21 protein-coding genes and 1 tRNA gene are annotated in these 24,662 nt (G+C 65.0%); 13 read left to right on the forward strand and 9 right to left on the reverse strand.

Annotated elements, in window-relative coordinates; genetic code table 11:
- Positions 1–7 precede the first annotated feature (7 nt).
- On the forward strand, positions 8–1,156 hold the full coding sequence (locus IVB48_RS09860) for an amidohydrolase (protein ID WP_247399724.1): 1,149 nt from the start codon (positions 8–10) through the stop codon (positions 1,154–1,156).
- 6 nt (positions 1,157–1,162) lie between these two features.
- Here IVB48_RS09860 and IVB48_RS09865 read toward each other — a convergent pair whose 3' ends face one another.
- Positions 1,163–1,378, reverse strand: a complete 216-nt coding sequence (locus IVB48_RS09865) for a hypothetical protein (protein ID WP_247399725.1) — start codon at positions 1,376–1,378, stop codon at positions 1,163–1,165.
- 93 nt (positions 1,379–1,471) lie between these two features.
- Between IVB48_RS09865 and IVB48_RS09870 the strand changes: the two genes are divergently transcribed.
- Positions 1,472–2,257, forward strand: coding sequence for a DUF72 domain-containing protein (locus tag IVB48_RS09870; protein ID WP_247399726.1), 786 nt, complete (start codon positions 1,472–1,474; stop codon positions 2,255–2,257).
- On the opposite strand, the gene IVB48_RS09875 is transcribed toward IVB48_RS09870, so the two are convergent.
- Entirely contained in the window at positions 2,254–3,441 is a 1,188-nt protein-coding gene (locus tag IVB48_RS09875) for a CoA transferase (protein ID WP_027568736.1), read from the reverse strand. The two genes, IVB48_RS09870 and IVB48_RS09875, sit on opposite strands and share 4 nt — an antisense overlap.
- Positions 3,442–3,606: 165 nt before the next feature.
- Here IVB48_RS09875 and IVB48_RS09880 point away from each other — a divergent pair, with 165 nt between their 5' ends.
- Positions 3,607–4,494, forward strand: a complete 888-nt coding sequence (locus IVB48_RS09880) for a hypothetical protein (protein ID WP_247399727.1) — start codon at positions 3,607–3,609, stop codon at positions 4,492–4,494.
- Between the two features lie 151 nt (positions 4,495–4,645).
- On the opposite strand, the gene IVB48_RS09885 is transcribed toward IVB48_RS09880, so the two are convergent.
- From IVB48_RS09885 to IVB48_RS09900, 4 genes are all read right to left on the reverse strand, one after another.
- Positions 4,646–5,995, reverse strand: coding sequence for a carbohydrate porin (locus IVB48_RS09885; RefSeq protein ID WP_247288392.1), 1,350 nt, complete (start codon positions 5,993–5,995; stop codon positions 4,646–4,648).
- Between the two features lie 136 nt (positions 5,996–6,131).
- Positions 6,132–7,193, reverse strand: coding sequence for an ABC transporter permease (locus tag IVB48_RS09890; protein WP_247399729.1), 1,062 nt, complete (start codon positions 7,191–7,193; stop codon positions 6,132–6,134).
- Positions 7,190–8,716: a sugar ABC transporter ATP-binding protein gene (locus IVB48_RS09895; RefSeq protein WP_247399731.1), complete on the reverse strand. Its 1,527-nt coding sequence runs from the start codon at positions 8,714–8,716 to the stop codon at positions 7,190–7,192. Before IVB48_RS09895 ends, IVB48_RS09890 begins: the two co-directional genes overlap by 4 nt.
- A 51-nt stretch (positions 8,717–8,767) precedes the next feature.
- Positions 8,768–9,733 (reverse strand): sugar-binding protein, encoded by a 966-nt coding sequence (locus IVB48_RS09900; RefSeq protein ID WP_247399733.1) that lies wholly within the window; start codon positions 9,731–9,733, stop codon positions 8,768–8,770.
- Between the two features lie 255 nt (positions 9,734–9,988).
- Here IVB48_RS09900 and IVB48_RS09905 point away from each other — a divergent pair, with 255 nt between their 5' ends.
- A complete protein-coding gene (locus tag IVB48_RS09905; RefSeq protein ID WP_247399734.1) occupies positions 9,989–11,251 on the forward strand; it encodes an ROK family protein in 1,263 nt (420 codons plus the stop codon).
- 18 nt (positions 11,252–11,269) lie between these two features.
- Here IVB48_RS09905 and IVB48_RS09910 read toward each other — a convergent pair.
- Positions 11,270–11,344: transfer RNA gene (locus IVB48_RS09910), tRNA-Gln, on the reverse strand.
- 256 nt (positions 11,345–11,600) lie between these two features.
- On the opposite strand from IVB48_RS09910, the gene IVB48_RS09915 reads away from it, so the two are divergent.
- Positions 11,601–13,379, forward strand: coding sequence for an acyl-CoA dehydrogenase (locus tag IVB48_RS09915; RefSeq protein ID WP_247399735.1), 1,779 nt, complete (start codon positions 11,601–11,603; stop codon positions 13,377–13,379).
- A gap of 91 nt (positions 13,380–13,470) precedes the next feature.
- On the opposite strand, the gene IVB48_RS09920 is transcribed toward IVB48_RS09915, so the two are convergent.
- The gene (locus IVB48_RS09920) at positions 13,471–14,712 is read right to left on the reverse strand and encodes an MFS transporter (RefSeq protein ID WP_247399736.1); all 1,242 of its coding nucleotides are present in this window, start codon (positions 14,710–14,712) and stop codon (positions 13,471–13,473) included.
- A gap of 248 nt (positions 14,713–14,960) precedes the next feature.
- On the opposite strand from IVB48_RS09920, the gene IVB48_RS09925 reads away from it, so the two are divergent.
- From IVB48_RS09925 to IVB48_RS09960, 8 genes are all read left to right on the forward strand, one after another.
- Positions 14,961–15,722, forward strand: coding sequence for an enoyl-CoA hydratase-related protein (locus tag IVB48_RS09925; RefSeq protein WP_027516571.1), 762 nt, complete (start codon positions 14,961–14,963; stop codon positions 15,720–15,722).
- 79 nt (positions 15,723–15,801) lie between these two features.
- Positions 15,802–17,466, forward strand: a complete 1,665-nt coding sequence (locus IVB48_RS09930; RefSeq protein WP_247399737.1) for a bifunctional metallophosphatase/5'-nucleotidase — start codon at positions 15,802–15,804, stop codon at positions 17,464–17,466.
- Between the two features lie 134 nt (positions 17,467–17,600).
- The gene (locus IVB48_RS09935) at positions 17,601–18,530 is read left to right on the forward strand and encodes a histone deacetylase family protein (protein WP_018456262.1); all 930 of its coding nucleotides are present in this window, start codon (positions 17,601–17,603) and stop codon (positions 18,528–18,530) included.
- Positions 18,531–18,603: 73 nt separating this feature from the next.
- Entirely contained in the window at positions 18,604–18,855 is a 252-nt protein-coding gene (locus tag IVB48_RS09940; RefSeq protein WP_247399738.1) for an exodeoxyribonuclease VII small subunit, read from the forward strand.
- 598 nt (positions 18,856–19,453) lie between these two features.
- Complete coding sequence (gene dxs, locus IVB48_RS09945; RefSeq protein WP_247399739.1) at positions 19,454–21,382, forward strand: 1-deoxy-D-xylulose-5-phosphate synthase; 1,929 nt, start codon at positions 19,454–19,456, stop codon at positions 21,380–21,382.
- A 32-nt stretch (positions 21,383–21,414) separates the two neighbouring features.
- Positions 21,415–21,969, forward strand: a complete 555-nt coding sequence (locus IVB48_RS09950) for a nucleoside 2-deoxyribosyltransferase (protein WP_247399740.1) — start codon at positions 21,415–21,417, stop codon at positions 21,967–21,969.
- Between the two features lie 26 nt (positions 21,970–21,995).
- Positions 21,996–22,730, forward strand: a complete 735-nt coding sequence (locus tag IVB48_RS09955) for a TlyA family RNA methyltransferase (protein ID WP_247290961.1) — start codon at positions 21,996–21,998, stop codon at positions 22,728–22,730.
- On the forward strand, positions 22,723–23,970 hold the full coding sequence (locus IVB48_RS09960; protein ID WP_247399741.1) for a methyltransferase: 1,248 nt from the start codon (positions 22,723–22,725) through the stop codon (positions 23,968–23,970). The genes IVB48_RS09955 and IVB48_RS09960 overlap by 8 nt, the downstream gene beginning before the upstream one ends.
- Here IVB48_RS09960 and IVB48_RS09965 read toward each other — a convergent pair.
- On the reverse strand, positions 23,967–24,569 hold the full coding sequence (locus IVB48_RS09965) for a hypothetical protein (protein WP_247399743.1): 603 nt from the start codon (positions 24,567–24,569) through the stop codon (positions 23,967–23,969). The two genes, IVB48_RS09960 and IVB48_RS09965, sit on opposite strands and share 4 nt — an antisense overlap.
- Positions 24,570–24,662 lie beyond the last annotated feature (93 nt).

Raw genomic sequence — 24,662 nt, forward strand, 5'->3', positions numbered from 1 at the left:
TCCCGCCTTGACACCCGAGCTGCACCAGAAACTGACCGCGTGGCGCCGGCATTTGCATGCGCATCCCGAACTGTCCCTCCAGGAGAAAGCTACCGCCGCCTTCGTGCAGGACAAGCTCACCGAGCTCGGCATTTCCTTCGAGGCCGGGGTTGGCGGCCACGGCATCGTCGCGACCCTGACGCGCGGGCACGCCCAGGGCCGCGTCGGCCTGCGCGCCGACATGGATGCGCTGCCGATCACCGAAGATACGGGGCTCGCCTACGCTTCGCAAAATCCCGGTGTGATGCATGCCTGCGGCCATGACGGGCATACCGCTTCGCTGCTCGGCGCCGCCGCGCTGCTCGCCGCCGACACTAGCTGGAGCGGGACGGTCGATTTCATCTTCCAGCCGGCCGAGGAAGGTTATGGCGGCTCGCGCGCGATGGTCGCGGCCGGGCTGTTCAAGCGCTTTCCGATGCAGCGGGTGTTCGGATTTCACAACTGGCCGGGCCTTGCTGCCGGCACCATCGCGGTCCATGACGGCGTCGTCATGGCCTCCGGCGGGCGTGTCACCATCACCATCGACGGCCATGCCGGACACGCCGGCATGCCGCATCTGACCCGCGATCCCGTGATGACGGCCGGCCATTTGATCGTGGCGCTGCAATCGATCGTGTCGCGCAGCGTCGATCCGCTCGACACCGCCGTGCTCTCGCTCTGCACGCTCGAAGGCGGCACGGCACGCAACCAGATCGCCGGACGCGTTTCAATCGGCGGCACGCTGCGTTACCATAGCGATGCGGTGAAGGACACGGTCGTGGCGCGGATCGAACAGATCTGCGCCGGGATCGCCACGAGCTTCGGCGTCAAGGTGACCCCCGAGATCGTCATTGGCGTCGGCGTCGTGATCAACACGCCGGCCGAGGCGGATCTCGCGCGCCTCGCCGCGGACAAGGTGCAGGCCGAGCTGCGGCGCGACCTCGCGCCCAGCATGGCCGGCGAGGATTTCGCCCACTTTCTCTCGCGGCGCCCCGGCGCCTTCGTCTGGATCGGCAACGGCGAATTGCGGGACGGCGCCGAACTGCACGGCCCGCGCTATGATTTCAACGACGCGATCCTGCCGGTGGCATCAGGCTGGATGGCAGAAGTCGCCAAGGCGGCGCTGGCCTCGAACTAGGCCCGCTCAGGAGATCTCGCGCGGCAGCTTCCAGCCCGGCTTCGGCTCGAACGTCTCCTCGACCTGCGCGACGTGATAGCCGGCAGGCAGAAGCCTGCCGCCCTCCTCGTCCGCGACCGGCACGTCGGTCACCAGCCCCTCGATCAAGGCGGCTTCCCACACCTCCTTCTCGGAGGGAAAGAGATCGCCGATCTGCTTGTTGCCTTCGAACAGCGCGTACATCGGTTCCGGTCCTGCGTTGATCAAGCTCACGAGCAACGTATCGGCCGCACGGACGTTCCCATCCGGCAAATGCAACGGATGGACACTGCAAACATGGCGCGCGTTCTGATCGGAACTTCCGGCTGGCATTACGCCTCCTGGCGAGGCCCGTTCTTTCCCGAGGGCGTGACGCTGAAGCAGCAGCTGAGCTATTACGCCGGGCAGTTCGACACCACCGAGCTGAACGGAGTGTTCTACCGCACCCCGACGCCCGAGGCCGTCAAGGGATGGCGAGACCAGACCGGCCGCGATTTCGTCTTCGCCTGGAAGGCCTCGAAATTCATCACGCATTGGAAGCGCCTGTCGGATCGCTCGGTGAACAGCCTCGAGCTGCTCGAGGATCGCATCTCACGGCTCGGCGGCAAGGCCGGCCCGATCCTGTTCCAGCTGCCGCCGCAATTCGAAGCCGACGCGGACCGCCTCGCCGGGTTCTTCAAGCTGTTGTCGCGGAAGCGGCGTTACAGTTTCGAATTCCGTCATCCGAGCTGGTATCAGCCGCGCATCTTGCGGATGCTGGCCGACGAGAACATCTCGCTGTGCCTGTCCGACCATCACGACGCACCCGCGCCGTGGAAGCGCACGGCGGATTTCGTCTATGTGCGCGGACACGGACCAAGCGGGCGCTATCACGGGCACTATACGAAACCCACGCTCGCGCAATGGGCGCGGCGCATCAAGTCCTGGAAGCGACAGGGTTGCGACGTCTACGTCTATTTCGACAACGACCAGAAGAGCGCGGCGCCCGCCGATGCCCGGGCGTTGAAGCAATTGCTCAACTTGCGGCAAAGCGCGGCGATCACAACGGCAAGCCGCCATGCAGGTGCCATTGTTCACCGCTAGACGATGCCGCCTTGCCGGAGCGCCGCGATCGCGGCCTTGTCGTAGCCGAGCTCGGTCAGGATAACATCGGTATGCTCGCCGAGCGTGGGCGGGCGCGTCGCGATTTTGCCGGGCGTTTCCGACAGGCGGACGGCGGCCCGCGCCACCGGTGCGGGCTTCGGCAGACCTGGATAGTCGACGTCCTGCATGAATCCGGCGGCGCGGACGTGCGGATGATCCAGCGCCTGCTGCGGGCTCAGCACGGGGCCGGTCGGAATCATGGCCTTGCCCAGGGTGTCGACGGCTTCCTGCGTGGTGCGCTCGGCGCACCAGCGCGCCATCCGCTCGCTGATGACAGGGCCGTTGTTGCCGCGGCTGATGTCGTCGGCAAAGCGCGGATCGTTCAGCCAGACTTCCTCCTCGCCCATCAGTTTCGCCCAGCGCTTGAACAGCGGATGCCCCGTGACCTGGCACAGCACCCAGCCGTCCCTGGTGCGGTAGATGTCGGCGGGCGCCGCGGTCTGGCCGAGATTGCCTGTCGGCACCCGATTGACGTTGATGACGGCCTGCTCGATCAGCGTCGCGTTGGTGAAGGACAAGGCGGTTGCCAGCAATGCGCCCTCGACGATCTGCCCGCGCCCGGATTTGCCGCGCTCGATCAGCGCGGCGAGCGTGCCGAACGCGCAATGCAGCGCGGTCCCGAAATCGACCCAGTTGACCGCGGCCCGGTAGGGCGGATCCCCGGCGCCCGTCATGTACACCGAGCCCGACATGACCTGGCCGACGCCGTCGAAGCCGACGCGGTCGGACCAGGGCCCCGGCCCGCCGAACGCGGTGGCCGTCGTCAGGATGATGTCCGGCTTGATCGCTTTGAGCGAGTCGTAGTCGAGCTTCATCGCGCGCAAGGTCTGCGGCGGCAGATTGGCGACGACCACGTCCGCGGTCGCAATCAGGCGGCGCATCACCTCCTGCCCTTCCGGCTTCATCGGATCGAGCGTGAGGCACTTCTTGTTGCGGTTGACCTGAAGGAACAGCGCACCTTCGCCGTTTTCGCCGACCGGCGCCACGAAGCGATCCTCGCTGCCGTCGCGCTTCTCCACGCGAATGACCTCGGCACCGAATTCGGCCAGCAAGGTCGCGCAATAGGGCCCCGCGATATAGCGCCCGAAATCGAGAACCCGGACGCCGTCCAGAACCCCTCCCATCGATCTCTTTCCTTTGTGCTTTTCGTCAGCTTACAGGGATTGGCATTTGCGGCAAGGTGGCAACGGAGACCATGTCCACCCTCGAGAGTGATCGGGCAAATCATTTCGACTGGCGGAAATTGTGCTCTAATATGGACCTGTCCCTCCCCGATCAGAGCCTTGTCCATGCCGCAGCAATTCGATCGATCCAAAGAAGATCTCGGCAACGCGATCCATTTCGAGCACGTCAACATCCAGGTCCCGGACCAGCGGCTTGCCACGCTGTTCTATGTCGCAGGCCTTGGGCTCACCCGCGATCCCTATCTGATGGTGTCCGACACCAATATGTGGATCAACGCCGGACGAAGTCAGTTTCATTTGCCGAGCGGCCGGCCGCAGGTGCTGCGCGGTCATGTCGGGCTGGTCATCGCGGGCCGCGAGGCGCTGCTGGCGCGATTGGCGTCGGTCGCGAAGAAGCTCGAGGGCACCGCGTTCGCCTTCACCGAGCACAACGACCATGTCGAGGCGATTTGTCCGTGGGGCAACCGCTTGCGCTGCTACGAGCCCGACGCCGCGCGCTTCGGCCGCGTCGCGCTCGGCATTCCCTATGTCGAGTTCGACGTGCCGGTGGGATCCGCCCCGCGCATCTGTGCCTTCTACCCCGAGATCATGGGCATGCCATCCGAGTTGCGGAACGGCGACGGCACGGTTGCCGCCGTGAAGACCGGCCGCGACCAGCATTTGTTGTTTCGCGAGACCGATCGGCCGCAAGGCGACTATGACGGCCACCATGTGCAGATGTACATCACCGATTTCTCCGGTCCTTATCGCAAGCTGCTGGCGCGCGATCTGATCTCGCGCGAGGACAATCAATATCAGTACCGCTTCTGCGACATCGTCGATCTCGACAGTGGCGAGCCGCTGTTCACGGTCGAGCACGAGGTTCGCAGCGCCACCCATCCGATGTTCATGCGGCCGATGGTCAATCGCAATCCGGCGCTGAACAATCGCAACTACGCATCCGGCCACGATCAATCTCTTTGGGCGATGGGACCGGACCAGTACGAGGGATAGGTGATCACCAAGTCCCGCGCCTGGCCGCAGCAACGTCGTAATGACCGAAGTCGCGGCCGGGCGGCTCCGCTGAGTGGAGCCGCCACATGTTGCGTGCGCTCCGGTGGGACGGGCATGCCCCACCTTTCGCATCAGACGGGTGAGCGTCCCGTCAGAAGTGGACCTCGGTGCGCATGCCAAGAACCACGGCGTTATCGGTCTTCACGCCCACCGCGTTATAGCCGCGCCCACCGGGATTGATGACATACTGGGCGTCGAACTTGAGGTTCAGCCAGCCGGTTGCCTGCCATCCGTACCAGACTTCGAGCGGCACTTCGTTGCCGCCGGCGTTGGGACTGAGGGCAGCCGTGTTCACGTGGGTCGTGCCGACCGCGAAGCCGACTTCGTCCTGGGGACGCCAGGAGAACGTTCCGGTATGCCTGAAGCCCAGGGCGATCTGGTAATCCTGGTATGACGTCCGGTGGTCGGCGACGGTGGTATTGAGGAAGGTATACCAACCCTGCGCGCCCGGACCCTCGACGGTCAACCGCTGCAGGATCGACTCGTAAACGCCGAAGCGGCCGCGTTGATCGCTGATATTTTGATCGGGGACACCACCGACGCCCGGGATGGTGCTGATGACACCCGGAAGTCCGCCATCAATGGAGGAGGCGCTGTCGTACCAGCCGCCAAGTCTCCAGGTCCCGGTCAAGGGGCCCTTCGGCGCCCAGACCAACTCCACCGGCACCATCACGCCACTGGCGCGATTCGAGGCGGGAATGCCGGGCAGGAAGTAGACGCCCGGGTCCGACGTCGTCAGGTAACCTGGATTGGCATCGTAGACACCGACCGACACCGTGAATTCCGGCGCGATCTTATAATGCACGACACCGGCCCACTGGCTCACCGGCCAATTGTAGATGTAGCCGCCCTGGATGTTGCCGGGCTGGCCGCCGCAGAAGGTCAGGTTGATGAACTCGCAGAGACCGAAGAAGAAGTCGGAGCCGACCGGAAGACGGCCGCCCTTGAGTTCAAGGCGGTCATCGAAAAGCTTCTGCGAGTAATAGAGCTGCGTCAGGCGCAGAATATTGCCGCGGCCGAACACTTCGTTGGTCAGCTGCAAGGCGGGAATGTCCGCTTCGGTATTCAGGTTCTTGCCGAAGCGGTCGACCAGCGTGAGACCGACGGTGCCGCCGGGGATGCCGGCGAGTTTTCCCATATCCAGCTTCGCGCCGAACCACAACTGACCGGCGTTGGCTGCGGTGTTCCTGCTTCCACCCGAGACGTTGCCGACGGATTCGTTGCCGAGCGTCAGGCCCAGCTCGATGCCCTGTTCCTTCAGCTTGGTCCTGCCGAGATCGCCGAACAGATACGGCCGCGTCCAGAAATCGTCAGCCGTACCATACGGAACAGGTGCAGCTTTCGTCGAAAAATCGGCCGCATATACTCCACCGCAAAACAGCGATGAGAAAGCAATCCCCACACCGCACACCCCTGCGGTGTTTATAAACCTGCGCAACATTTTACTCGTCCTCCCGCCGTCTCAGGCTTTGCTTGTTTCGCCTCACGTCCCTGCCCAAAGCCCTCGAGCCTGGAACGCACTCCCTCCCCAGCGGCCGCCGACCAGGCAGCCTTGTATCAACTGGAGCCTGGATCCGTCATGCCCGATCACCCGTTCTCGCCGGCAACGCATCCGCGGCGCGCGGTGACGCGCCCTGGACTTGATCGGCCAATGTCGATTTCGGCGCGGCGCGGGCGACGCCGGCCAGTGCCTGCTTGCGCCGCCGTCGCGCCTGCAATTGCTGATCCGCCAACACGCCGATCAGAATGACCGTGCCCATCACCGCGAAATTCAGCGAATTGGGAATGCCCAGGATGTTCACCAGGTTCTGCAACACCTGCAGCAGCGCCGTGCCCAGCACGATGCCGAGAATAGACCCCTCGCCGCCGCGCAAGCTGCACCCGCCCAGGACGGCGGCCGCGATCGCGTAGAGCTCGTAGAAATTGCCGAAGGAGCTCGGCGAGACCGAGTTCGTGTAGAACACGAACAAGACCGTCGAAACTCCGGCGAGCCCGCCGCTGATGATATAGGCGGTTGCGATCACGAAGTTTGTGTTGATGCCCGAGAAGCGCGCGGCTTCCTCGTTCTTGCCGACGGCATAAAGCCAGCGCCCGTAGACCGAGCGGTGCAGCAGTACGCCGAGGATCAGTGCAAGGATGATCAGGAGGATGAAGGTGTTCGGGATTCCCGCCACATTGCCCGAGGCGATGTTGCTCAGTGTCGCCGCCTCGTCGCCGTAACCGAAGCCGCGGGTCGAATCGCTCGTGTAGTAGCGGGCGGCGCCGCGATAGATCAGCAAGCCACACAGCGTCACGATGAAGGGCTGCATTTTCAGCCGGGTGATCAGGAAACCCTGGATGCCGCCAAGCACCAGCCCGCCCAGCAGCACGGCCACGAGCGCCAGGGGCCACGGCACCTCGTAGGTCGTCAGAAGGTCGACGAACACGACGCCAAGCAGCGCAAACATCGAGCCGAGCGACAGGTCGATGCCGCCGGTGATGATCACGAGCCCCTCGCCAAGCGCGAACACACCGAACAGGCCGATCAGATTGGCCATGTTCAAGAGGTTCACCAGCGACAGGAAGGCGGGATTGATCGCGCCCGTGATGGCGGCGATCACCACCAGCAGCAATCCCAGACCGAGCTCTTTCCTGATCATGGCGCGGCCGCTTCCGGGGTTTCGAGCGCCTGGCCCATGGCCAGTCGCAATACGTTGTATTCGCTGAACTGCTCCCGCTCGAGCACGCCGCTGACGCTGCCTTCATGCATGACCGCCACGCGGTCGGAGACGCCGATAACCTCCTCCATGTCCGAGGAAATCATCACGATCGCGACGCCTTGGTCGGCAAGCTCGCGCATCAACGCGTAGATCTCGCCCTTGGCGCCGACGTCGATGCCGCGGGTCGGCTCGTCGAAGAACATCACGCGCGGCTGCATGGACAGCCATTTGCCGAGCACGACCTTCTGCTGGTTGCCGCCGGAGAGCGTCACCACCTCCATGTCGATGCTCGGCGCCTTGATGGAGAGGCGCCTGACCTGCTCTTTCGCAACCTTGCGCTCGGCTGCGCCGCTGACCAGCCACATCCGCGCATGATCCAACAGGCTCGCCAGCGTCATGTTCTCGCGGATCGGCAATTCCAGCACGAGCCCGGATTTCTTGCGGTCCTCCGGCACCAGATAGATGCCTTGGCTGATCGCGTCGCGCGGCGATGCGACAGCGACCGGTGCGTTGTCGATCCTGATCTCGCCGCCCAGCAGCGGGTCAATGCCAAACGCTGCGCGGGCAAGAGAAGTGCGGCCGGCGCCCACGAGCCCCGCCAGGCCCAGGATCTCGCCATGCCGCACGGAAAGATCAACCTGCCGGTCGGGGAAGGCTGATGTCACGACGCCGACGATATCGCAGCCGCCCGGCTGCGGCGCCTGTTTCGGCGGGGTATGCAGCGCTTTCAGGTCGCGGCCGATCATCAGCCGGATCATTGCGGCGTGGCTCAGCTGGTCCCGCGCCAACTCGCCAACAGTGCGTCCGTCGCGCAGAACCACGACGCGGTCAGCGCAGGTCATGATCTCGCCGAGCCGGTGAGAGATATAGATCACCGAAATGCCGTGCGCCTTCAGATCGGCAATCACTTCCAGCAGCCGTTCCGTCTCCGAAATCGTCAGGCTGGAGGTCGGCTCGTCCATGATGATCACGCGGGCGTCGATCGAGAGCGCCTTGGCGATCTCCACCATTTGACGCTCGGCGATGGAGAGGTCTTCGACCAGCGTATCCGGCGCGAAATCGGCACCCAGCCGCTCCAGCAGCGGCGTCACGCGATCACGCATCTCGGCATTGTCCACCAGCTTCAGCGGCCCGCCCATCAGCTTCTCGCGCCCGATAAACACGTTGGCTGCGACGTCGAGATTTTCGAACAGGTTCAGTTCCTGGTGCACGAAGGCGATGCCGGCCTGCGTCGCCTCGGTCACCGTCACACGTGCGTGGTCGGTGCCGCCGATGCGGATCACGCCCTCGCTCGGCGCGATCACGCCGCCCAGCACGCGCATCAGCGTCGACTTGCCGGCGCCGTTCTCGCCGATCAGGCCCACGACCTCACCGCGATTCACGTGCAAACTGACGTCATCGAGGGCCATGACCCCGGGATAGGATTTGCTGATCCCGGCGAGTTCGAACAGGATTTCCGCCATTCATTTCCTCCCGCACGACGCCCGGCGGCCGTGCCGCCGGGCGCCTGATACTCACTTCTTGAGGAGGTTCTTCATGTCTGCGGTGAACGCCGCGACGTTGGCCTTGCTGATCACCTTGGTCGGCACGATCAGCTTGCCGCCCGCCGGGATCCAGGACTTGTCGCCGTTCAGCGTCTTGATGATGTTGGTGGCGGAGAGATAGCCGAACTCGTAGGGCTGCTGCACCACCGTCGACTCGATCGTGCCGTCGGAAACACCCCGCAGCGTGCGCTGGTCCTCGTCGAAGCCGACGATCTTCACCTTGCCGGCCTTGCCCGCCGCCTTGACCGCGTCATAGATCAGCGGTGTCTCGTAGCTCCAAAGCCCGGACAACAGCGCGATGTCGGGATATTTGACCAGCACGTTCTCCATGTTCGCCTTGGCCTTGGCGAAGTCCACCTGATCGGTGAACACGTCGACCAGCTCGACCTTGGTGCCGGCGATCGCGTCCTTGATGCCCTGCACCCGCTCGCGGGCATTGTCCGCGTCCATCGTGCCGACGAACAGCGCGATCTTTCCGCCGTTCGGCAGCGCCTTCTTGATTTCTTCGCCAGCCTGCCGCCCGGCCGCGACGTTGTCGGTACCGATATAGGCGAGACGATTACTCTGCGGCGCGTCGCTGTCCGTCGTGATCAACACGGTCTTGGCCGCAACCTTGTTGAGCTCTTCGGTTGCGTGCGGCGCATCGTCGACCGAGATCGAGATACCGGCGACGCCGCGCACCAGCAGGTCGTCCAGCTCGCGCCGCTGACCCGCCGCGGTTGCTTCGTTCGTGACGATCAACTGGATGTCGTATTCCGGGTGCTCCTTCTGAGCCTTTTCGAGCCCGCGGCCGGCGATGGTCCAGAAATCGGCCGCGGCATTGGTCACCAGCGCGATGGCCTTTTTCTGCTGGGCCTGCGCCGCCCCCGTGGCAAGCGCCAGCGCAGCTGCGGTCGCAAACAGCGACACCATGAGTTTCTTGATCGATCCGTTCATGTACACCTCCCTTGGTCACCCCGGTTCAGGGGTTTCACAGCGCTTATGCGCCATCTTTTATTTACGTCGCGAACAAATGCCGCAGGGCAAACCAGCCGGATCAGGATGTACTTGCCCCTTCTTCAAGTCTAAATAGTACAGATGGTACGATAATAGTAAATATGGCTGCTGAAAACCGAATCCGATTGTGCTTTTCCGGTCACACGGGCATCTCATCCTCTCCATTAAATTTACGTGATGAATTAAAGAGGCAGCATGGTTGACCAAATTGAGCCGTCCAGACGCGCGTCGAACACCGCCCGTGAATCCAACCGCGGCCGTCTCGTCGACGTCTTGCGACGCCAGGGGCCGCTGCCACGCGTGGCGCTCGCCCGGAGTACAGGCCTGAGCTTCCCGGCTGTTTCCGGCCTGACGTCGCGGCTGATCGCGGAAGAGTTGCTGTGCGAGACCGAGACGGCGGCAACGCCGTGGTCCGAGGACGGCGAGGAAGAGGATGCGGACGGGCCGAATGGCCGTCGCCGCGGCCGGCCGGCCGTGCTGCTGACCCTGAACCCGGAGTTCGGGCGCATCGTCGCGATCTCCGTGCGCATGAACCTGATCGAGACGCTGATCGCGGATTTCCGGGGCTCCGGCGTGGCGCAGTCGCGACTTGCACTGTCGACCCGCGCGCTCGATGCAGGCGCGCTGCGCGATCTCGTGATCGCGCAGATCAATGCGCTGCTCGATGCGACGGAGACGCCGCGCCATCGGCTGTTGGGAATCGGGATCGCGCTGCAAGGCATCGTGAACGTCGACACCGGCACGACGCTGTGGAGTCCCGCGCTATCGATCACCGAAGTCGATCTGGCGACGCCGATACGTCAGGCGTTCGGGGTCGAGGTCGTGATGGCGAACGACGCTGTCGCGGTCGCGCTCGCCCTCACGGCCGCCGAACCGGCATTGGCGGAAGGCCTCTCGGCCACGATCATGGTCGGTCACGGCATCGGGATGGGCGTCGTTGCCGATGGTGAAGCACGCTGGGGCGCCGGCAGCGAGATCGGCCATGTCAAGCTGGCGCCGGACGGCCCGCAATGCCGCTGCGGCCAGCGCGGCTGTATCGAGGCTTATCTTGCTGATTATGCGCTCTACCGCGACGCCCGCACCTTTCTCGATCTGCCGCCGGCGGACTCGCAGCAGCCATCCGAGGGACAGATGGCTCTGTTGCGCGAGCGCGCACTGGGCGGCGATCCACGTCTCGAGCACCTGTTCCTGCAGGCGGGCCGCGCACTCGCCGAGGCCGTCGCAGCAACGATATCGGTGCTGCGCCCGCACCACGTCATCCTGGCGGGTCCAGGCTTGATGGCCTTCGACATGATGCGCCACGCCTATGAGGAGCGGCTCGAGCAGGCGGTGTTGCCATGGCTGCTCAGGTCCACGGCGATCCATCTGCGTCCAAGCGAGTCGGCGGTCATTGTCGAGGGCATGGTGCGGCGGACGCTGCGGGTCGTCGACCAAAACCACATGGAAGCGACCGAGTAAGCGCCGCGAGCTAAGCGCTGGCTGGGGCGGGAGGGATCGAACCTCCGAATGGCGGAATCAAAATCCGCTGCCTTACCACTTGGCTACGCCCCATCAGGCCCTTTGGGAACGGCGGCGACACGAGCGTCCGCGGATTCCCTCGAGTGGTGCCGGTCTATAGGGAGCGGCGCGGCATTTCAACCGCCCGGAGGGGCAAAATACCACAGGCGCCGGTGGCGCCGCGCCATGCCTCATATGAGCGCTACGCCAGCCCGTTCCCGACAGGCGTTCCGCCACCCCTCCCGACAGTTGAGACCTCCGCCGTTTCATGGGAATACGACGCCAAGACCTGTCTCTCCGGGAGTGAGCCATGACCTACCGCGCGCCGATCTCTGACATGCTGCTGTCGCTCAACCACGGCGCCGGCCTGAAGGCTGCCATGGAGGCCGGCCATTACGGCGATTTCGACGGCGATATCGTGAGCGCCGTGCTGGAGGAAGCCGGCAAGTTCGCAACCGACGTGCTGGCGCCGCTCAACAAGGTCGGCGACGAGCACGGCATCGAGCTCAGCGACGGCAAGGTCACGACCGCGCCGGGCTGGCCGGATGCCTACAAGCGCTGGACCGAGGGCGGCTGGAACGCGGTCTCCGGCCCCGAGGATTTCGGCGGCCAGGGCCTGCCGCTCGCCATCAACGCCGCCTGCACCGAGATCTGGAGTGCCGCCAACGTCGCCTTCGGCCTCTGCCCGCTGCTGACGGCGTCGGCGATGGAGGCGCTGGACGCGCACGGCAGCGACGCATTGAAGAAAATCTATCTTGAGAAGCTCGTCTCCGGCGAATGGACCGGCACGATGCAGCTGACCGAGCCGCAGGCCGGCTCCGATGTCGGCGCGCTGCGCACCCGCGCCGAGAAGCAGGCCGACGGCACCTATCGCATCAAGGGGACGAAGATCTTCATCACCTATGGCGAGCACGACATGACCGACAACATCGTGCATTTCGTGCTGGCGCGACTGCCGGACGCGCCGGCCGGCACCAAGGGGATATCGCTGTTCCTCGTTCCCAAATTCATGGTGAACGAAGACGGCTCGCTCGGTGCGCGCAACGACATTTTCGCAAGCGGCGTCGAGCACAAGCTCGGCATGCATGCCTCCCCCACGTGCACCATGACCATGGGCGACCATGGCGGCGCGATCGGCTTCCTGGTCGGCGAAGAGAACCAGGGCATGCGCTGCATGTTCACGATGATGAACCAGGCCCGCCTCGGCGTCGGCCTCGAAGGCGTCGGTGTCGCCGACCGCGCCTATCAGCAGGCATTATCGTACGCACAAGAGCGCAAGCAGGGCCGCGCCCTCGGCAACAAGGGTGACGGCTCCGATCCGATCTTCGTGCATCCCGACGTCAAGCGCATGCTGATGCGGATGCGGGCGCAGACCGCGGCGGCGCGCACCATCTGCTATGCGACCGCGGTCGCGATCGACGTCTCAACACGCGCCAGGGATCCGAAGGTCCGCGCCGACGCTGCCGCGCGCGCGGCGCTGCTGACGCCGATGGCCAAGGGCTATTCCACCGACATCGGCAACGAGGTCGCCTATCTCGGCGTGCAGGTGCATGGCGGCATGGGCTTCATCGAGGAGACCGGCGCGGCGCAGCACTATCGCGATGCCCGCATCACCGCGATCTACGAGGGCACCAACGGCATCCAGGCCATCGACCTCGTCACGCGAAAGCTCGCGGCCAACGGCGGCGCATCGGTGTGGGCGCTGCTCGACGAGCTCTCGGCCATCGTGAAGCAGGTCGAAGCCTCCAACGATCCCGCCTTCGGCACCACCGGCGTGAAATTGCGCGAGGCACTGGAGGCGCTGACCCGCACCAGCAAATGGCTGCTGGAGCGGGTTGCGTCCGCGCCGAACGAGGCGCTGGCCGGCGCGACGCCGTATCTGCAGCAGTTCGGCGCCACGCTCGGCGGCTGCATGCTGGCATCCGAAGCGCTCGCCGCGAAATCCGATGGCATCACGGACGCCGCGCGCTACGTCTCGCTGGCGCGCTTCTTCGCCGAGAACATCGCCGTACAGGCTGGCGCGCTCGAGCGCACCGTGACGGAGAGCGCGGAGTCGGTCGCGGCGGCGGATGCGGTGCTGCTGGGATAGCTGCGATGCGTAGCCTGGATTGAGCGCAGCGCAATCCAGGATTCGTGCCACGAGCGATGACGGCCCCGGATTGCGCTGCGCTCCATCCGGGCTACGAAGCCGCGAGCTTCGTGCGTCTCCCCGGCCGCCACAGCACAACGGCCGTCGCCACCAGATCTAGCACCACGCACATCGCAAACGCGCTCGTGTAATCGCCGGTTACGCTGCGCACAAGACCGACGATGCCGGGGCCGAAGGCACTGACGATGCCGCTGATCGAGGTGCCCAGTCCCATCGCGGCGGCGAAGGCGCTGGCGCCGATCTCGCGCTGGATGATCAAAGGCGGGAACGTGATCATGTTGCCGATCGAGAAACCGTAGACGGCGCAGCACGCGAGCAGCACGGTCGGGTTCGTGGTTTGCAGAAGCACGAACAGAGCCGCCGCCTGGCTCGTCATCGATGCCGCGCAGGCGAGCCGCGGATCGAGCCGGTCCACGAACAGGCCGAGCGACAGGCGCCCGACCACCGCCATCGCCGCCATGATGGTGACGGCAAGGCCCGCACTGGCGCGGCCGATCAGCGGTTCGAGGAACGTCACCTGGTGGATGATGAATCCCATCTGCGCCAGCAGCGCGATCGCGATCGGCAGCACCATGGTCCAGAACGCCGCGTTGGCGAGCAGCGTCTTGCGCGAGTGAACCGCAGGCACCGCGGTGCCGCCATCGAATGAATCCCCGCCCGGCGTCGGCGGCATTTCCGTCGGCCAGCCTGTGAAGATGACCACCACCGGCAGCACCAGCACCATCATCGCCAGCGTGGCTGCCAGCATCGCGGAACGGAAGCCGATGCTGCCGCTCAGCGTCAGCAGCAGCGGCACGAGCACGATGCCGCCGCAGGTCGCGCCGTTGTAGGCGAGGCTGAGCGCGAGCCCGCGGCGCCGTTCGAACCAGGAGTTCAGCACGGTCGCGATCACCACCGTGCCCATGCCGGTCCACCCGACCGACATCAGCGCATAGGCGAGGTAGAGCTGCCAGGGCGTCTGCAGCAGCGCCAGCAGCACCGTCGAAGCGCCGAGCGCCGACAGGCCGCACAGGATCAGCGACCGCAGCCCGATGCGGGCGAGCAGATCGTCGGTGAAGATGACGAGCACGGCAGTCAGGAGAAAGGAAAAGGTGCTGGCTGCGGAGACCAGCGTGCCCGGCCAGCCATGGGCGCGCTGCAGTTCGGCGAGATAGACGCCCTGGCCGTACAGGCCGAAGCCGAACATGAAGAAAGCCATCAGGAAGCAGGCCAGTACGACGCGCCAGCCGCGATAGTGCAGCGAGGATTCGTCAATACGCGTGGCGGCAATCATCAATCGGGCAATCGGCCAAATGGAACGGAGCGAGGCGATCGTGCACCACAACCAGGGGTTTTTCAAATGAAAAAGGTAGCCGATTGTTGCAACGCGCAGCACGGCGGGGAGCGTGATGCGCCCGTCTCACGCGAATTCGGTCTCCAAAAGGTCGAGCCAGCGTATTGGCACGCCTGCAAGATGATGTAGGCTCACGTTTCGCGAGTCTAGCCAATGTCAGTGTCGCGGCGACCGCAAGGGCCCCCTTCATGCCGAATGGCAACATCATCGTCACCGAAGAGCGCGGAACGCGCGTGATCACCCTGCGTCGCCCGAGCAAGAAGAACGCGATCACGCAGGACATGTATCGGGAGATGAGCCGCGCGATCGACACCGCGCAGAACAATCCCGACATCCGCTGCATGATCATCACCGGCGGCTCCGGCGTGTTCACCGCCGGCGACGACATCGACGATTTCATGCACGCCGATACGTCGCGCCCGGAGACGCTGTCCGACGGCGCCAAGTTTCTCTATTCGCTCGCACTCAACGCCAAGCCAGTGATCGCGGCCGTGGACGGCGCGTCGATCGGCATGGGCACCGTGATGCTGTTCCATTGCGACTATGTGCTGGCCTCGAACGCGGCGACCTTCTCCGCGCCCTACATCCATCTCGGGCTGGTGCCGGTCGGCGCGTCCAGCCTTTTGATGCCGAACACGATGGGCTACCAGCGCGCCTTCGCCATGCTGGTGATGGGACGGACTTTTACGGCCGCGGAAGCGCATGCCGCCGGCTTCGTCAACACCGTGGTCTCGCCGGGGCATACCGAGGTCGAGGCGCGCAAGGTGGCGCGCGATATCTGCAGGCTCCCCGCCGAAGCGGTCGCGACCTCGCGCAAACTGCTACGCGTCGCATCCGAGGAGCTCACCCGCCGCATCGACCAGGAGGCCCATTTGTTCGGCGAGCGGTTGAAGTCGGAAGAAGCCACCGCCGCATTCAACGCGTTTGCGAACAGGAAGAAGAAAAAATAGGCTGCCGTCCGGCGCATCGCCGCGGAATGACGGCGAGAACTTTCGTGAAATCTTTGTGCGGAACGACTAGTCTGGTTCCATGCGACATGTTTTCCGCCTGACCGTCTTCTCGCTCGCGCTCGCCGCCCTGCCCGCGTCCGCCCAAACCGCCGCACCCGTTGAGCTGCGCATCCTCGCGATCAACGATTTCCACGGCAATCTGCGCCCGCCGCCGGGTGGCATCCGGATCAGCGATCCCGAGGACAAGTCCAGGAAGGTGATGGTGGCCGCCGGCGGTGCCGAATACATGGCGACGCTGATGAAGCAGCTGCGCGAGGGCCACAAGAACACGATCTTCGTCGCCGCCGGCGACCTGATCGGCGCGAGCCCGTTCCTGTCGGCAATGTTCCACGACGAGCCTTCGATCGAGTCGCTCTCGATGATGGGGCTTGCGATCAGTTCGGTCGGCAATCACGAATTCGACGAGGGCAAGACCGAGCTGTTGCGGATGCAGAACGGGGGTTGTCATCCCGTCGACGGCTGTCAGGGGCCGCATCCCTTTACGGGCGCCAAATTCCACTATCTCGCGGCGTCCACCATCGAGACCGCGACCGGCAGGAGCGTGCTGCCGCCTTACGAGATCAGGGAGTTCGAGGGCATCCCCATCGCCTTCATCGGGCTCACCTTGAAGGAGACCGCGGGCATCGTCTCGCCATCGGGCGTCACGGGCCTCGAATTCCGCGACGAAGCCGAGACGGTGAACGCGCTGGTGCCGCAGCTGAAGGCGCGCGGGGTCGAGGCGATCGTGGTGCTGATCCACCAGGGCGGCGAGCCGGCCGGTGACTACAATGAATGCCCTGCCATCACCGGGCCGATCGTCGACATCGTGAAGAAATTCGATCGCGCCGTCGACGTCGTGGTCAGTGGCCACACCCATCGTGCTTATGTCTGCGATATTGACGGGCGGCTCGTCACCAGCGGCGACAAATACGGTACGCTGGTCACCGCGATCGATCTCAAGCTCGATCCTGTAACCCGCGACGTCGTCAGCGCCAAGGCCGAGAACGTCCTCGTCGCCAATGCCTCGCTGCCTAGGGATCCCGAGCAGACCGCACTGATCGATGCCTACGACAGACTTTCGGCGCCGATCGCCAATCGCCCGGCTGGATCGGTGACGCAGACGCTGTCACGCGTGCCGAACGAGGCCGGCGAAAGCGCGCTCGGCGACGTCATTGCGGACGCGCAGCTCGCCGCGACCCGGGACTCCAGGGACGGCGGTGCCGTCATCGCACTCACCAATCCCGGCGGCATCCGCACCGACATCGTTCCAAAGGAGAACGGCGCGATCACCTTCGGCGACGTTTTCGCCAGCCAGCCGTTCCGCAACCGGCTCGTCACCATGACGCTCACGGGCAGCCAGCTCAAGGACATGCTGGAGCAGCAATGGCTCGATCCGAAGCGGCCGCGGATTCTCCAGGTCTCGAACGGGTTCAGTTACGCCTGGGATGCGGCGAAGCCGTACGGCGAGCGCGTGATCAACGAGAAGATGACACTCAACGGCAGACCGATCGAAGCCGGAAGCGGCTACCGCGTCACCCTCAACGATTACCTCGCAGTCGGTGGCGACGGCTTCACTGTCGTCAAACAGGGCACGGGGCCGCAATATGGCGGCTACGACGCCGACGCGCTGTTCGCGTTCTTCAGGGCGCACGGACCGATCGGGCCGCTGCCGCTGCCGCTGAGCCGCATCCTGCGCGTGAATTGATCCGGATCAAACGGACCGGTCCGGGACCACCCTTTGCCATTCCCGGGGGAACGCATAGATTGGGTTTTGCATTTGCGTTTTGGCGCCGGATGCGCCAAGCGACGTCGAGAGCCCGCATCCCATGAGGCCGACTGATGAGTACGCTTCTCCTCTCCCACAAGGCCTGCCTCGACCACGTCACGCCGCCGGGACACCCTGAAAGGCCGGACCGCCTGCGTGCGGTGGAGGAGGCGCTGTCGCATGAGCGCTTCCAGTTCCTGGTGCGCGACCAGGCACCGGAGGGCGATCTCGACCTCGTCACGCTCTGCCACAACGAGCACTACGTCACGGAGCTGCGCCACATCGCGCCGACCAGCGGACAGGTCTATATCGATGGCGACACCTCGATGTCGCCGGGCACGTGGGAAGCGGTGATGCGCGGCGTCGGCGGCGCGGTCGCGGCGACCGAAGCGGTGATGGCCGGCGAGCATCGCAATGCCTTCGTCGCGGTGCGCCCGCCCGGCCACCACGCCGAGATCGGCAAGCCGATGGGCTTCTGCTTCTTCGACAACGTCGCCATCGCCGCGCGCCACGCGCAGCGCAAATACGGCATCAAGCGCGCGGCCATCGTTGATTTCGACGTGCATCACGGCAACGGCACACAGGACATCTTCTGGTCGGACCCGACCGTGATGTACTGCTCGACGCACCAGATGCCGCTGTTTCCGGGCACCGGTGCCAAGAGCGAGCGCGGCGACCACGACACCATCGTCAACGCGCCGCTCGCCTCCGAGGACGGCGGGCCGGAATTCCGCATCGCGTTCGAGAATTTGATCCTGCCGCAGCTCGAAAAATTCAGCCCGGAGCTGCTCGTCATCTCTGCCGGTTTCGACGCGCATTATCGCGATCCGCTGGCGTCGCTGAATTTGCGCGCGGAGGATTATGCCTGGGTGACGCGCAAGCTGATGGACCTCGCCGACAAGACCGCCGGGGGGCGCGTTGTTTCTGTGCTCGAAGGCGGCTACGACCTGCAAGGACTGAAAGAATCTGTTACGGCGCATGTCGGCGCCCTGATGGGCGCCTGACGCACCCGCCACATTGCGCCCGCAAAACTTTGCTTTCTCCGACGTGAAGCGAATCGGGCAATCGGAAACTTATATGGCCGAAAATACCCAAATCGACGTCTCCAGGCTGACCTTCGAACGCGCCATCGAGGAGCTCGAAACGATCGTGAAGCGGCTCGAGGACGGCAAGGTGCCCCTCGAGGAATCCGTGACGATCTACGAGCGCGGCGAGGCCCTGAAGCGCCGCTGCGAGGAGTTGCTGCGCCAGGCTGAGGCGCGCGTCGACAAGATCACCACCGATGCCAGCGCCCAGGCCACCGGCACCGCGCCGCTCGACGTCCAGTAAGGGCCGCCTTCAAAACCGCCCATCCCACGCATCGGCCACCCGCAATTTTTCATGATCGCACGCCCGTGTCGGGCCGCTGCTGCTGCTTTGATCCAGGGAACCGGGCCCGGGGAGATCATGGAACTCCCTCACGCGGGCCCATCGTCTCCGAAAATCCCGTCTAAAGCAGCTTCTCACACCCCAAAAACCTGCCGAGGAACCGAGCAAGCTTGGAACTCTTGAGCTGGCGCCGGGATTAACCACTCTGGCCCGGGGGTTGCAGGTGCATGCCCGTAATCGGCCCAGCGGGTTGGCTTTGGCCCAAGCTTTGGTGTAAAGCTGCGCGGAGTGTGGCTTTTTGTAAGCCTTGCGTAGGCACTGATTGCCGACGACAAGCGCTTCAAACTGCTGATGAATTGGCTGGGATGGACGAAGCCGATCTAAGTGACAGGGATCACAGAGACTGAACCGGAGAGCACTTAAGCTCACCTAAGCTTGAAGACGGGGCTTTGCCCCATGCAGGTGGCTCCGACGGTTTAAGGACTCGCGCTGCGCCGATATTGAGCAAACCCATCGCGCACCGGAACGATCTTCCGGCGCTGACAAATTGGAAATCGCCGTGAACGCATATAGTAAAACGCCGCTTCTCGACACCATCCGGACGCCCGACGACCTGCGCAAGCTCAAGGTCGAGCAGGTTCGCCAGGTCGCCGACGAGCTGCGTCAGGAGACCATCGATGCCGTCTCGGTGACCGGCGGTCATTTCGGCGCGGGCCTCGGCGTGGTCGAGCTCACCACTGCGATCCATTACGTCTTCGACACCCCGCGCGACCGGCTGATCTGGGACGTCGGCCACCAGGCCTATCCGCACAAGATCCTCACCGGCCGGCGCGATCGCATCCGCACGCTGCGCACCGGCGGCGGCCTGTCCGGCTTCACCAAGCGCAGCGAGAGCGATTACGATCCGTTCGGCGCCGCGCATTCCTCGACCTCGATCTCCGCCGGCCTCGGCATGGCGGTCGCGCGCGACCTCGCTGGCGGCAAGAACAACGTTATCGCCGTCATCGGTGACGGCGCGATGTCGGCGGGCATGGCCTATGAGGCCATGAACAATGCGGGTGCGATGAACTCGCGCCTGATCGTCATCCTCAACGACAACGACATGTCGATCGCGCCGCCGGTCGGCGCGATGAGCGCCTACCTGTCGCGGCTCTACTCGGGCAAGACCTACCGCACGCTGCGCGATGCGGCCAAGCAGATCAACAAGCGCTTGCCCAAGATCATCGCCAGCCGCGCCAACCGCGTCGAGGAATATTCCCGCGGCTTCATGATGGACGGCGGCACGCTGTTCGAGGAGCTCGGCTTCTACTATGTCGGCCCGATCGACGGTCATAACCTCGACCATCTCCTGCCCGTGCTGAAGAACGTGCGCGACATGGAGACCGGCCCGATCCTGGTTCACGTCGTGACGCAGAAGGGCAAGGGCTACGGCCCGGCGGAAGCCTCCGCCGACAAGTACCACGCCGTGGTCAAGTTCGACGTTGCGACCGGCACCCAGGCCAAGTCCAAGCCGAATGCACCGGCCTATCAGAACGTGTTCGGCCAGAGCCTCGTCAAGGAAGCGGAGAAGGACGACAAGATCGTCGCCATCACCGCGGCGATGCCCTCCGGCACCGGCGTCGACATCTTCAACAAGGCGTTCCCGGACCGCACCTTCGACGTCGGCATTGCCGAGCAGCACGCAGTGACGTTCGCCGCCGGCCTCGCCACCGAAGGCTACAAGCCCTTCTGCGCGATCTACTCGACCTTCCTGCAGCGCGGCTACGACCAGATCGTGCATGACGTCGCGATCCAGAGCCTGCCCGTGCGCTTCGCCATCGACCGCGCCGGCCTCGTCGGCGCCGACGGCGCCACCCATGCCGGCTCGTTCGACAACGCCTATCTCGGCTGTCTGCCGAACATGGTGATCATGGCCGCGGCCGACGAAGCCGAGCTGGTGCACATGGTTGCAACGCAGGTCGCGATCAACGATCGTCCGAGCTCGCTGCGCTATCCGCGCGGCGAAGGCCGCGGCATCGAGATGCCCGAAGTCGGCATTCCGCTCGAGATCGGCAAGGGCCGCATCGTCCGCCAGGGCAGCAAGATTGCCCTGCTCTCCTTCGGCACGCGCCTTGCCGAATGCGAGAAGGCCGCCGACGAGCTCGCAGCCCACGGCCTTTCGACCACGATCGCGGATGCGCGCTTCATGAAGCCGCTGGACACCGAGCTAGTGCTCAAGCTCGCGCGCGACCACGAGATCCTCATCACCATCGAGGAAGGCTCGGTCGGCGGTTTCGGCTCGCATGTCGCGCAGTACCTGAGCGATCAGGGCGCGCTCGACAGCGGCCTGGTGCGGTTCCGCACCATGGTGCTGCCCGACGTGTTCCAGGACCACGACACCCCGGCGGCGATGTACGGTCGTGCCGGTCTCGACGCCAAGGGCATCGTCTCCAAGGTGTTCGAGGCGCTCGGCAAGGACGTCAAGGCCGAGACGGTCAAGCTCGCCTGACAGCGAGCTTCGACCTTCCGCGAAGCAGCTCGATGAAAATCTATCTGGCAGGCCCCGACGTGTTCCTGCCAGATGCGGTCGCGATCGGCCGGCAGAAGGCCGCGATCTGTGCTGCGCACGGCCTCACCGGCCTCTATCCCCTCGACAACGAGATCGACCTCGCCGCTCCCGACGCCTCGCGGCAGATCTTTTGCGGCAACGAGGCGATGATGGACTCGGCCGATGCGATCATCGCCAACCTCACGCCGTTCCGCGGCGCGGGCGCCGATCCCGGCACCGTCTACGAGCTCGGCTACATGGCCGGCCGCCGCAAGTTCTGCCTCGCCTATTCCAATGACGGCGCCGCCTATGCCGACCGCCTCAGTCGCTTCATGGTCGTGACGTCCGAGGACGGGCGACTAGTCGACGCGCAGGGGCTGACGGTCGAGGATTTTGGCCTCGTCGACAATCTCATGATGATCCATGCGCTGGAGCTGCATGGCTGCCCGCTGGTGACGCCGGCGCAGATGCCGATCGACGTCTGGCACGATTTGGCCGCGTTCGAGGCTTGCGTCCGGATGGCGGCCGCGCGATTGATCGCTACATAAGCGCCTCAGGCGTCTTCGGAGAGATGATGTCCCCTGCCCGCAAGCGCGCGGATGTTCTGCTGGTTGAGCGCGGCCTGTTCGAGAGCCGGGCGCGGGCGCGCGCGGCGATCGAGGCCGGGCTCGTCACGGCCGACGACAAGCAGGTCGCAAAGCCGTCGGAGACGATCGCCGAGGACGCCGTGATCCAGGCCGAGCCCGTACATCCTTACGTCTCTCGCGGCGGCGTCAAGCTCGCCGGCGCGCTGGAGCGCTACCCGATCGAGATCGAGGACCATGTCTGCCTCGACGTCGGCGCGTCCACCGGCGGATTCACCGAGGTGCTGCTGGCGAATGGCGCAAGTCTCGTCTTTGCCGTCGATGTCGGCACCAGTCAGCTGCATCCCTCGCTGCGCGGTCACTCCAAGATCGTGTCGATGGAAGAGACCGACATCCGCGCCTATGACGGCAAGCGTTTGCCGGCGCGGCCCGATGTCGTCGTGATCGACGTCAGCTTCATCTCGCTCAAGACGGTGCTGCCCGTGGCGCTGTCGCTGGCGGCCGCGCCGATGAGCCTGCTGGCGCTGATCAAGCCGCAGTTCGAGGCGGACCGGAAGCACAACAAGAAGGGCATCGTCCGCGACGCCGCCGTGCACCGTGAGATCTGCGACGACATCGCCGCCTTTGCGGCCTCGCTCGGCTGCACCGATATCGAGGTGTTCCCGTCGGCGATCACCGGCGGCGACGGCAACATCGAATTCTTCCTGGGCGCGCGCCGTGGTTGAGCGCGTGACGATCGATCACGTCGGCCATCGCGGCGACGGCGTCTCGCTCGACGCTGGGGAAGCCATCTATGTGCCTTACACGCTCGGCGGTGAGGTCGTCGAAGTCGATCATGTCGTCGGCAATCATCCCGACCGCCGCAAGCTGCTGGCGGTGGACGTCGCCAGCCCCGAGCGCGTCACGCCGTTCTGTCCGCATTTCGGCGTCTGTGGCGGCTGCGCGATCCAGCACTGGGCGGCTGAACCGTATCACGCCTGGAAGCGCGGCATCGTGGTCGAGACCCTGGCCCAGGCCGGCATCGACTGCGAGGTGGCGTCGCTGGTCGATGCCCACGGTGCGGGACGCAGGCGCATCACGCTGCACGGGCGGTTCGGCACCCATGACATCCTCAAGGTCGGCTTCTCGGCTGCCAGCTCGCACGACGTCATCCCGATCGATCGCTGCCCGATCCTCGATCCCGGGCTCGCGGGTGCACTCGATGCCGGCTGGGCGCTCGCCGAGCTGCTGACGTCCAGAATGCCGGTGACGAAACCGCTGGACATCCAGGTCACCGCGACCGCCAACGGTCTCGACATCGACGTGCGCGGCTCCGGCCCGCTGCCAACGCCGCTCGTGACGGCGCTCTCGCGCGTCGCCGAGCAGCATCGCCTGGCGCGGCTGACACGGCACGGCGAGCTGGTGCTGCAACGCCTGCCGCCGACCCTGCAGATGGGCCGCGCCGAAGTGACGCTGCCGCCGGGCTCGTTCCTGCAGGCAACCGTCGCCGGCGAAGAGACGCTTGCGTCGCTGGTGGCCGAGCGCATCGGCAAGGCGAAGAACGTTCTCGACCTCTTCTGCGGCGTCGGTCCGTTCGCGTTGCGCCTCGCCGAGAAGGCCCGCGTCACCGCCCATGACAATAACGCCGGCGCCATTGCAGCGCTCGAAAAAGCCGCGCGGACGCCGGGGCTCAAGCCGATCAAGGCCGAGCCGCGCGATCTGTTTCGCCGTCCCCTGGTGGCGCCGGAGCTGCGCGATTTCGACGCCGTCGTGTTCGACCCGCCGCGCCAGGGCGCGCAGGCGCAGGCCTTGAAGCTCGCCGCGAGCAAGGTGCCTGTGGTGGTCGCGGTCTCCTGCAACGTCGCGACATTTGCCCGCGACGCGCGGCTGCTGATCGACGGCGGCTACAAGATGGATGCCGTGGTGCCGATCGACCAGTTCCGGCATACGCCGCATGTCGAACTGGTGGCGAAGTTCACGCGCTAACGGCGAAGACCGCCCAGCGCCGGTGACTCGCCGGGCAATATCGACGAGTTGATGTCGCTGTCCATGCGCCCGGATTGCTGCTGAGTGAAGCCGGCGCCGAACGACAGGCTGAGGTTGGAGGTCGGCTTGAACTCGACACCCGCAAATGCGCCATAGCCGGGCGAGGCGCTGGAGGTGAGCGGCGCAAGCGAGCTACCAATGCCGCCGCCGTATTTCAGCGTGTCGAAACCGGCAAAGAACGTGACGGGCATGCCGCCCGCGGTCTTGGTGTTGTAACCAAATTGCGTGCCATCGTAGGAGAGCGCGCTGAAATTGCCGACGGGCCCGCTCTGGCTGAAACCGTTCAAACCGAGATTGCCGCGCTCGCTTCCGACAAAGAACCCGGGACGAAAACTGTAGCTTCCGTCGGCATCGCCGGCCTTCAAGCTTGGAAAGTTGCCGTAGGTGTCGGCACTCTGGCCGGCATTGCCGCCCCAGCCGAAAGGACCACCCGGTATCCAATACCTCACGGGCGCCACCTGCGCATGAGCCGATGCTCCGCCGAGGCAAAGCACGGCGAAGAGAATTGCGAAGGCGCGGCAATCTGTGAGGCTGGACATTGAGATGACCGTCATGGAAGTGCGGAAATTATACGCGACGGATGCCCCGAAGGCCAGTGGAGCCGACCGGGAGCGTCGTTTCGATCAACTCCC

The organism is Bradyrhizobium sp. 76 (assembly GCF_023073025.1).
Taxonomy (GTDB): domain Bacteria; phylum Pseudomonadota; class Alphaproteobacteria; order Rhizobiales; family Xanthobacteraceae; genus Bradyrhizobium.

Bases quoted from the DNA above. Each gene is read 5' to 3' on its own strand.
- IVB48_RS09905 (WP_247399734.1), top strand. From the start codon at position 9,989: ATGGTTGACCAAATTGAGCCGTCCAGACGCGCGTCGAACACCGCCCGT.
- IVB48_RS09880 (WP_247399727.1), top strand. From the start codon at position 3,607: ATGCCGCAGCAATTCGATCGATCCAAAGAAGATCTCGGCAACGCGATC.
- IVB48_RS09950 (WP_247399740.1), top strand. From the start codon at position 21,415: ATGAAAATCTATCTGGCAGGCCCCGACGTGTTCCTGCCAGATGCGGTC.
- IVB48_RS09940 (WP_247399738.1), top strand. From the start codon at position 18,604: ATGGCCGAAAATACCCAAATCGACGTCTCCAGGCTGACCTTCGAACGC.
- IVB48_RS09920 (WP_247399736.1), bottom strand. From the start codon at position 14,712: ATGATTGCCGCCACGCGTATTGACGAATCCTCGCTGCACTATCGCGGC.
- IVB48_RS09915 (WP_247399735.1), top strand. From the start codon at position 11,601: ATGACCTACCGCGCGCCGATCTCTGACATGCTGCTGTCGCTCAACCAC.
- IVB48_RS09925 (WP_027516571.1), top strand. From the start codon at position 14,961: ATGCCGAATGGCAACATCATCGTCACCGAAGAGCGCGGAACGCGCGTG.
- IVB48_RS09875 (WP_027568736.1), bottom strand. From the start codon at position 3,441: ATGGGAGGGGTTCTGGACGGCGTCCGGGTTCTCGATTTCGGGCGCTAT.
- IVB48_RS09965 (WP_247399743.1), bottom strand. From the start codon at position 24,569: ATGTCCAGCCTCACAGATTGCCGCGCCTTCGCAATTCTCTTCGCCGTG.
- IVB48_RS09935 (WP_018456262.1), top strand. From the start codon at position 17,601: ATGAGTACGCTTCTCCTCTCCCACAAGGCCTGCCTCGACCACGTCACG.
- IVB48_RS09955 (WP_247290961.1), top strand. From the start codon at position 21,996: ATGTCCCCTGCCCGCAAGCGCGCGGATGTTCTGCTGGTTGAGCGCGGC.
- IVB48_RS09930 (WP_247399737.1), top strand. From the start codon at position 15,802: ATGCGACATGTTTTCCGCCTGACCGTCTTCTCGCTCGCGCTCGCCGCC.
- IVB48_RS09895 (WP_247399731.1), bottom strand. From the start codon at position 8,716: ATGGCGGAAATCCTGTTCGAACTCGCCGGGATCAGCAAATCCTATCCC.
- IVB48_RS09865 (WP_247399725.1), bottom strand. From the start codon at position 1,378: ATGTACGCGCTGTTCGAAGGCAACAAGCAGATCGGCGATCTCTTTCCC.
- IVB48_RS09890 (WP_247399729.1), bottom strand. From the start codon at position 7,193: ATGATCAGGAAAGAGCTCGGTCTGGGATTGCTGCTGGTGGTGATCGCC.
- IVB48_RS09885 (WP_247288392.1), bottom strand. From the start codon at position 5,995: ATGTTGCGCAGGTTTATAAACACCGCAGGGGTGTGCGGTGTGGGGATT.
- IVB48_RS09870 (WP_247399726.1), top strand. From the start codon at position 1,472: ATGGCGCGCGTTCTGATCGGAACTTCCGGCTGGCATTACGCCTCCTGG.
- IVB48_RS09900 (WP_247399733.1), bottom strand. From the start codon at position 9,733: ATGAACGGATCGATCAAGAAACTCATGGTGTCGCTGTTTGCGACCGCA.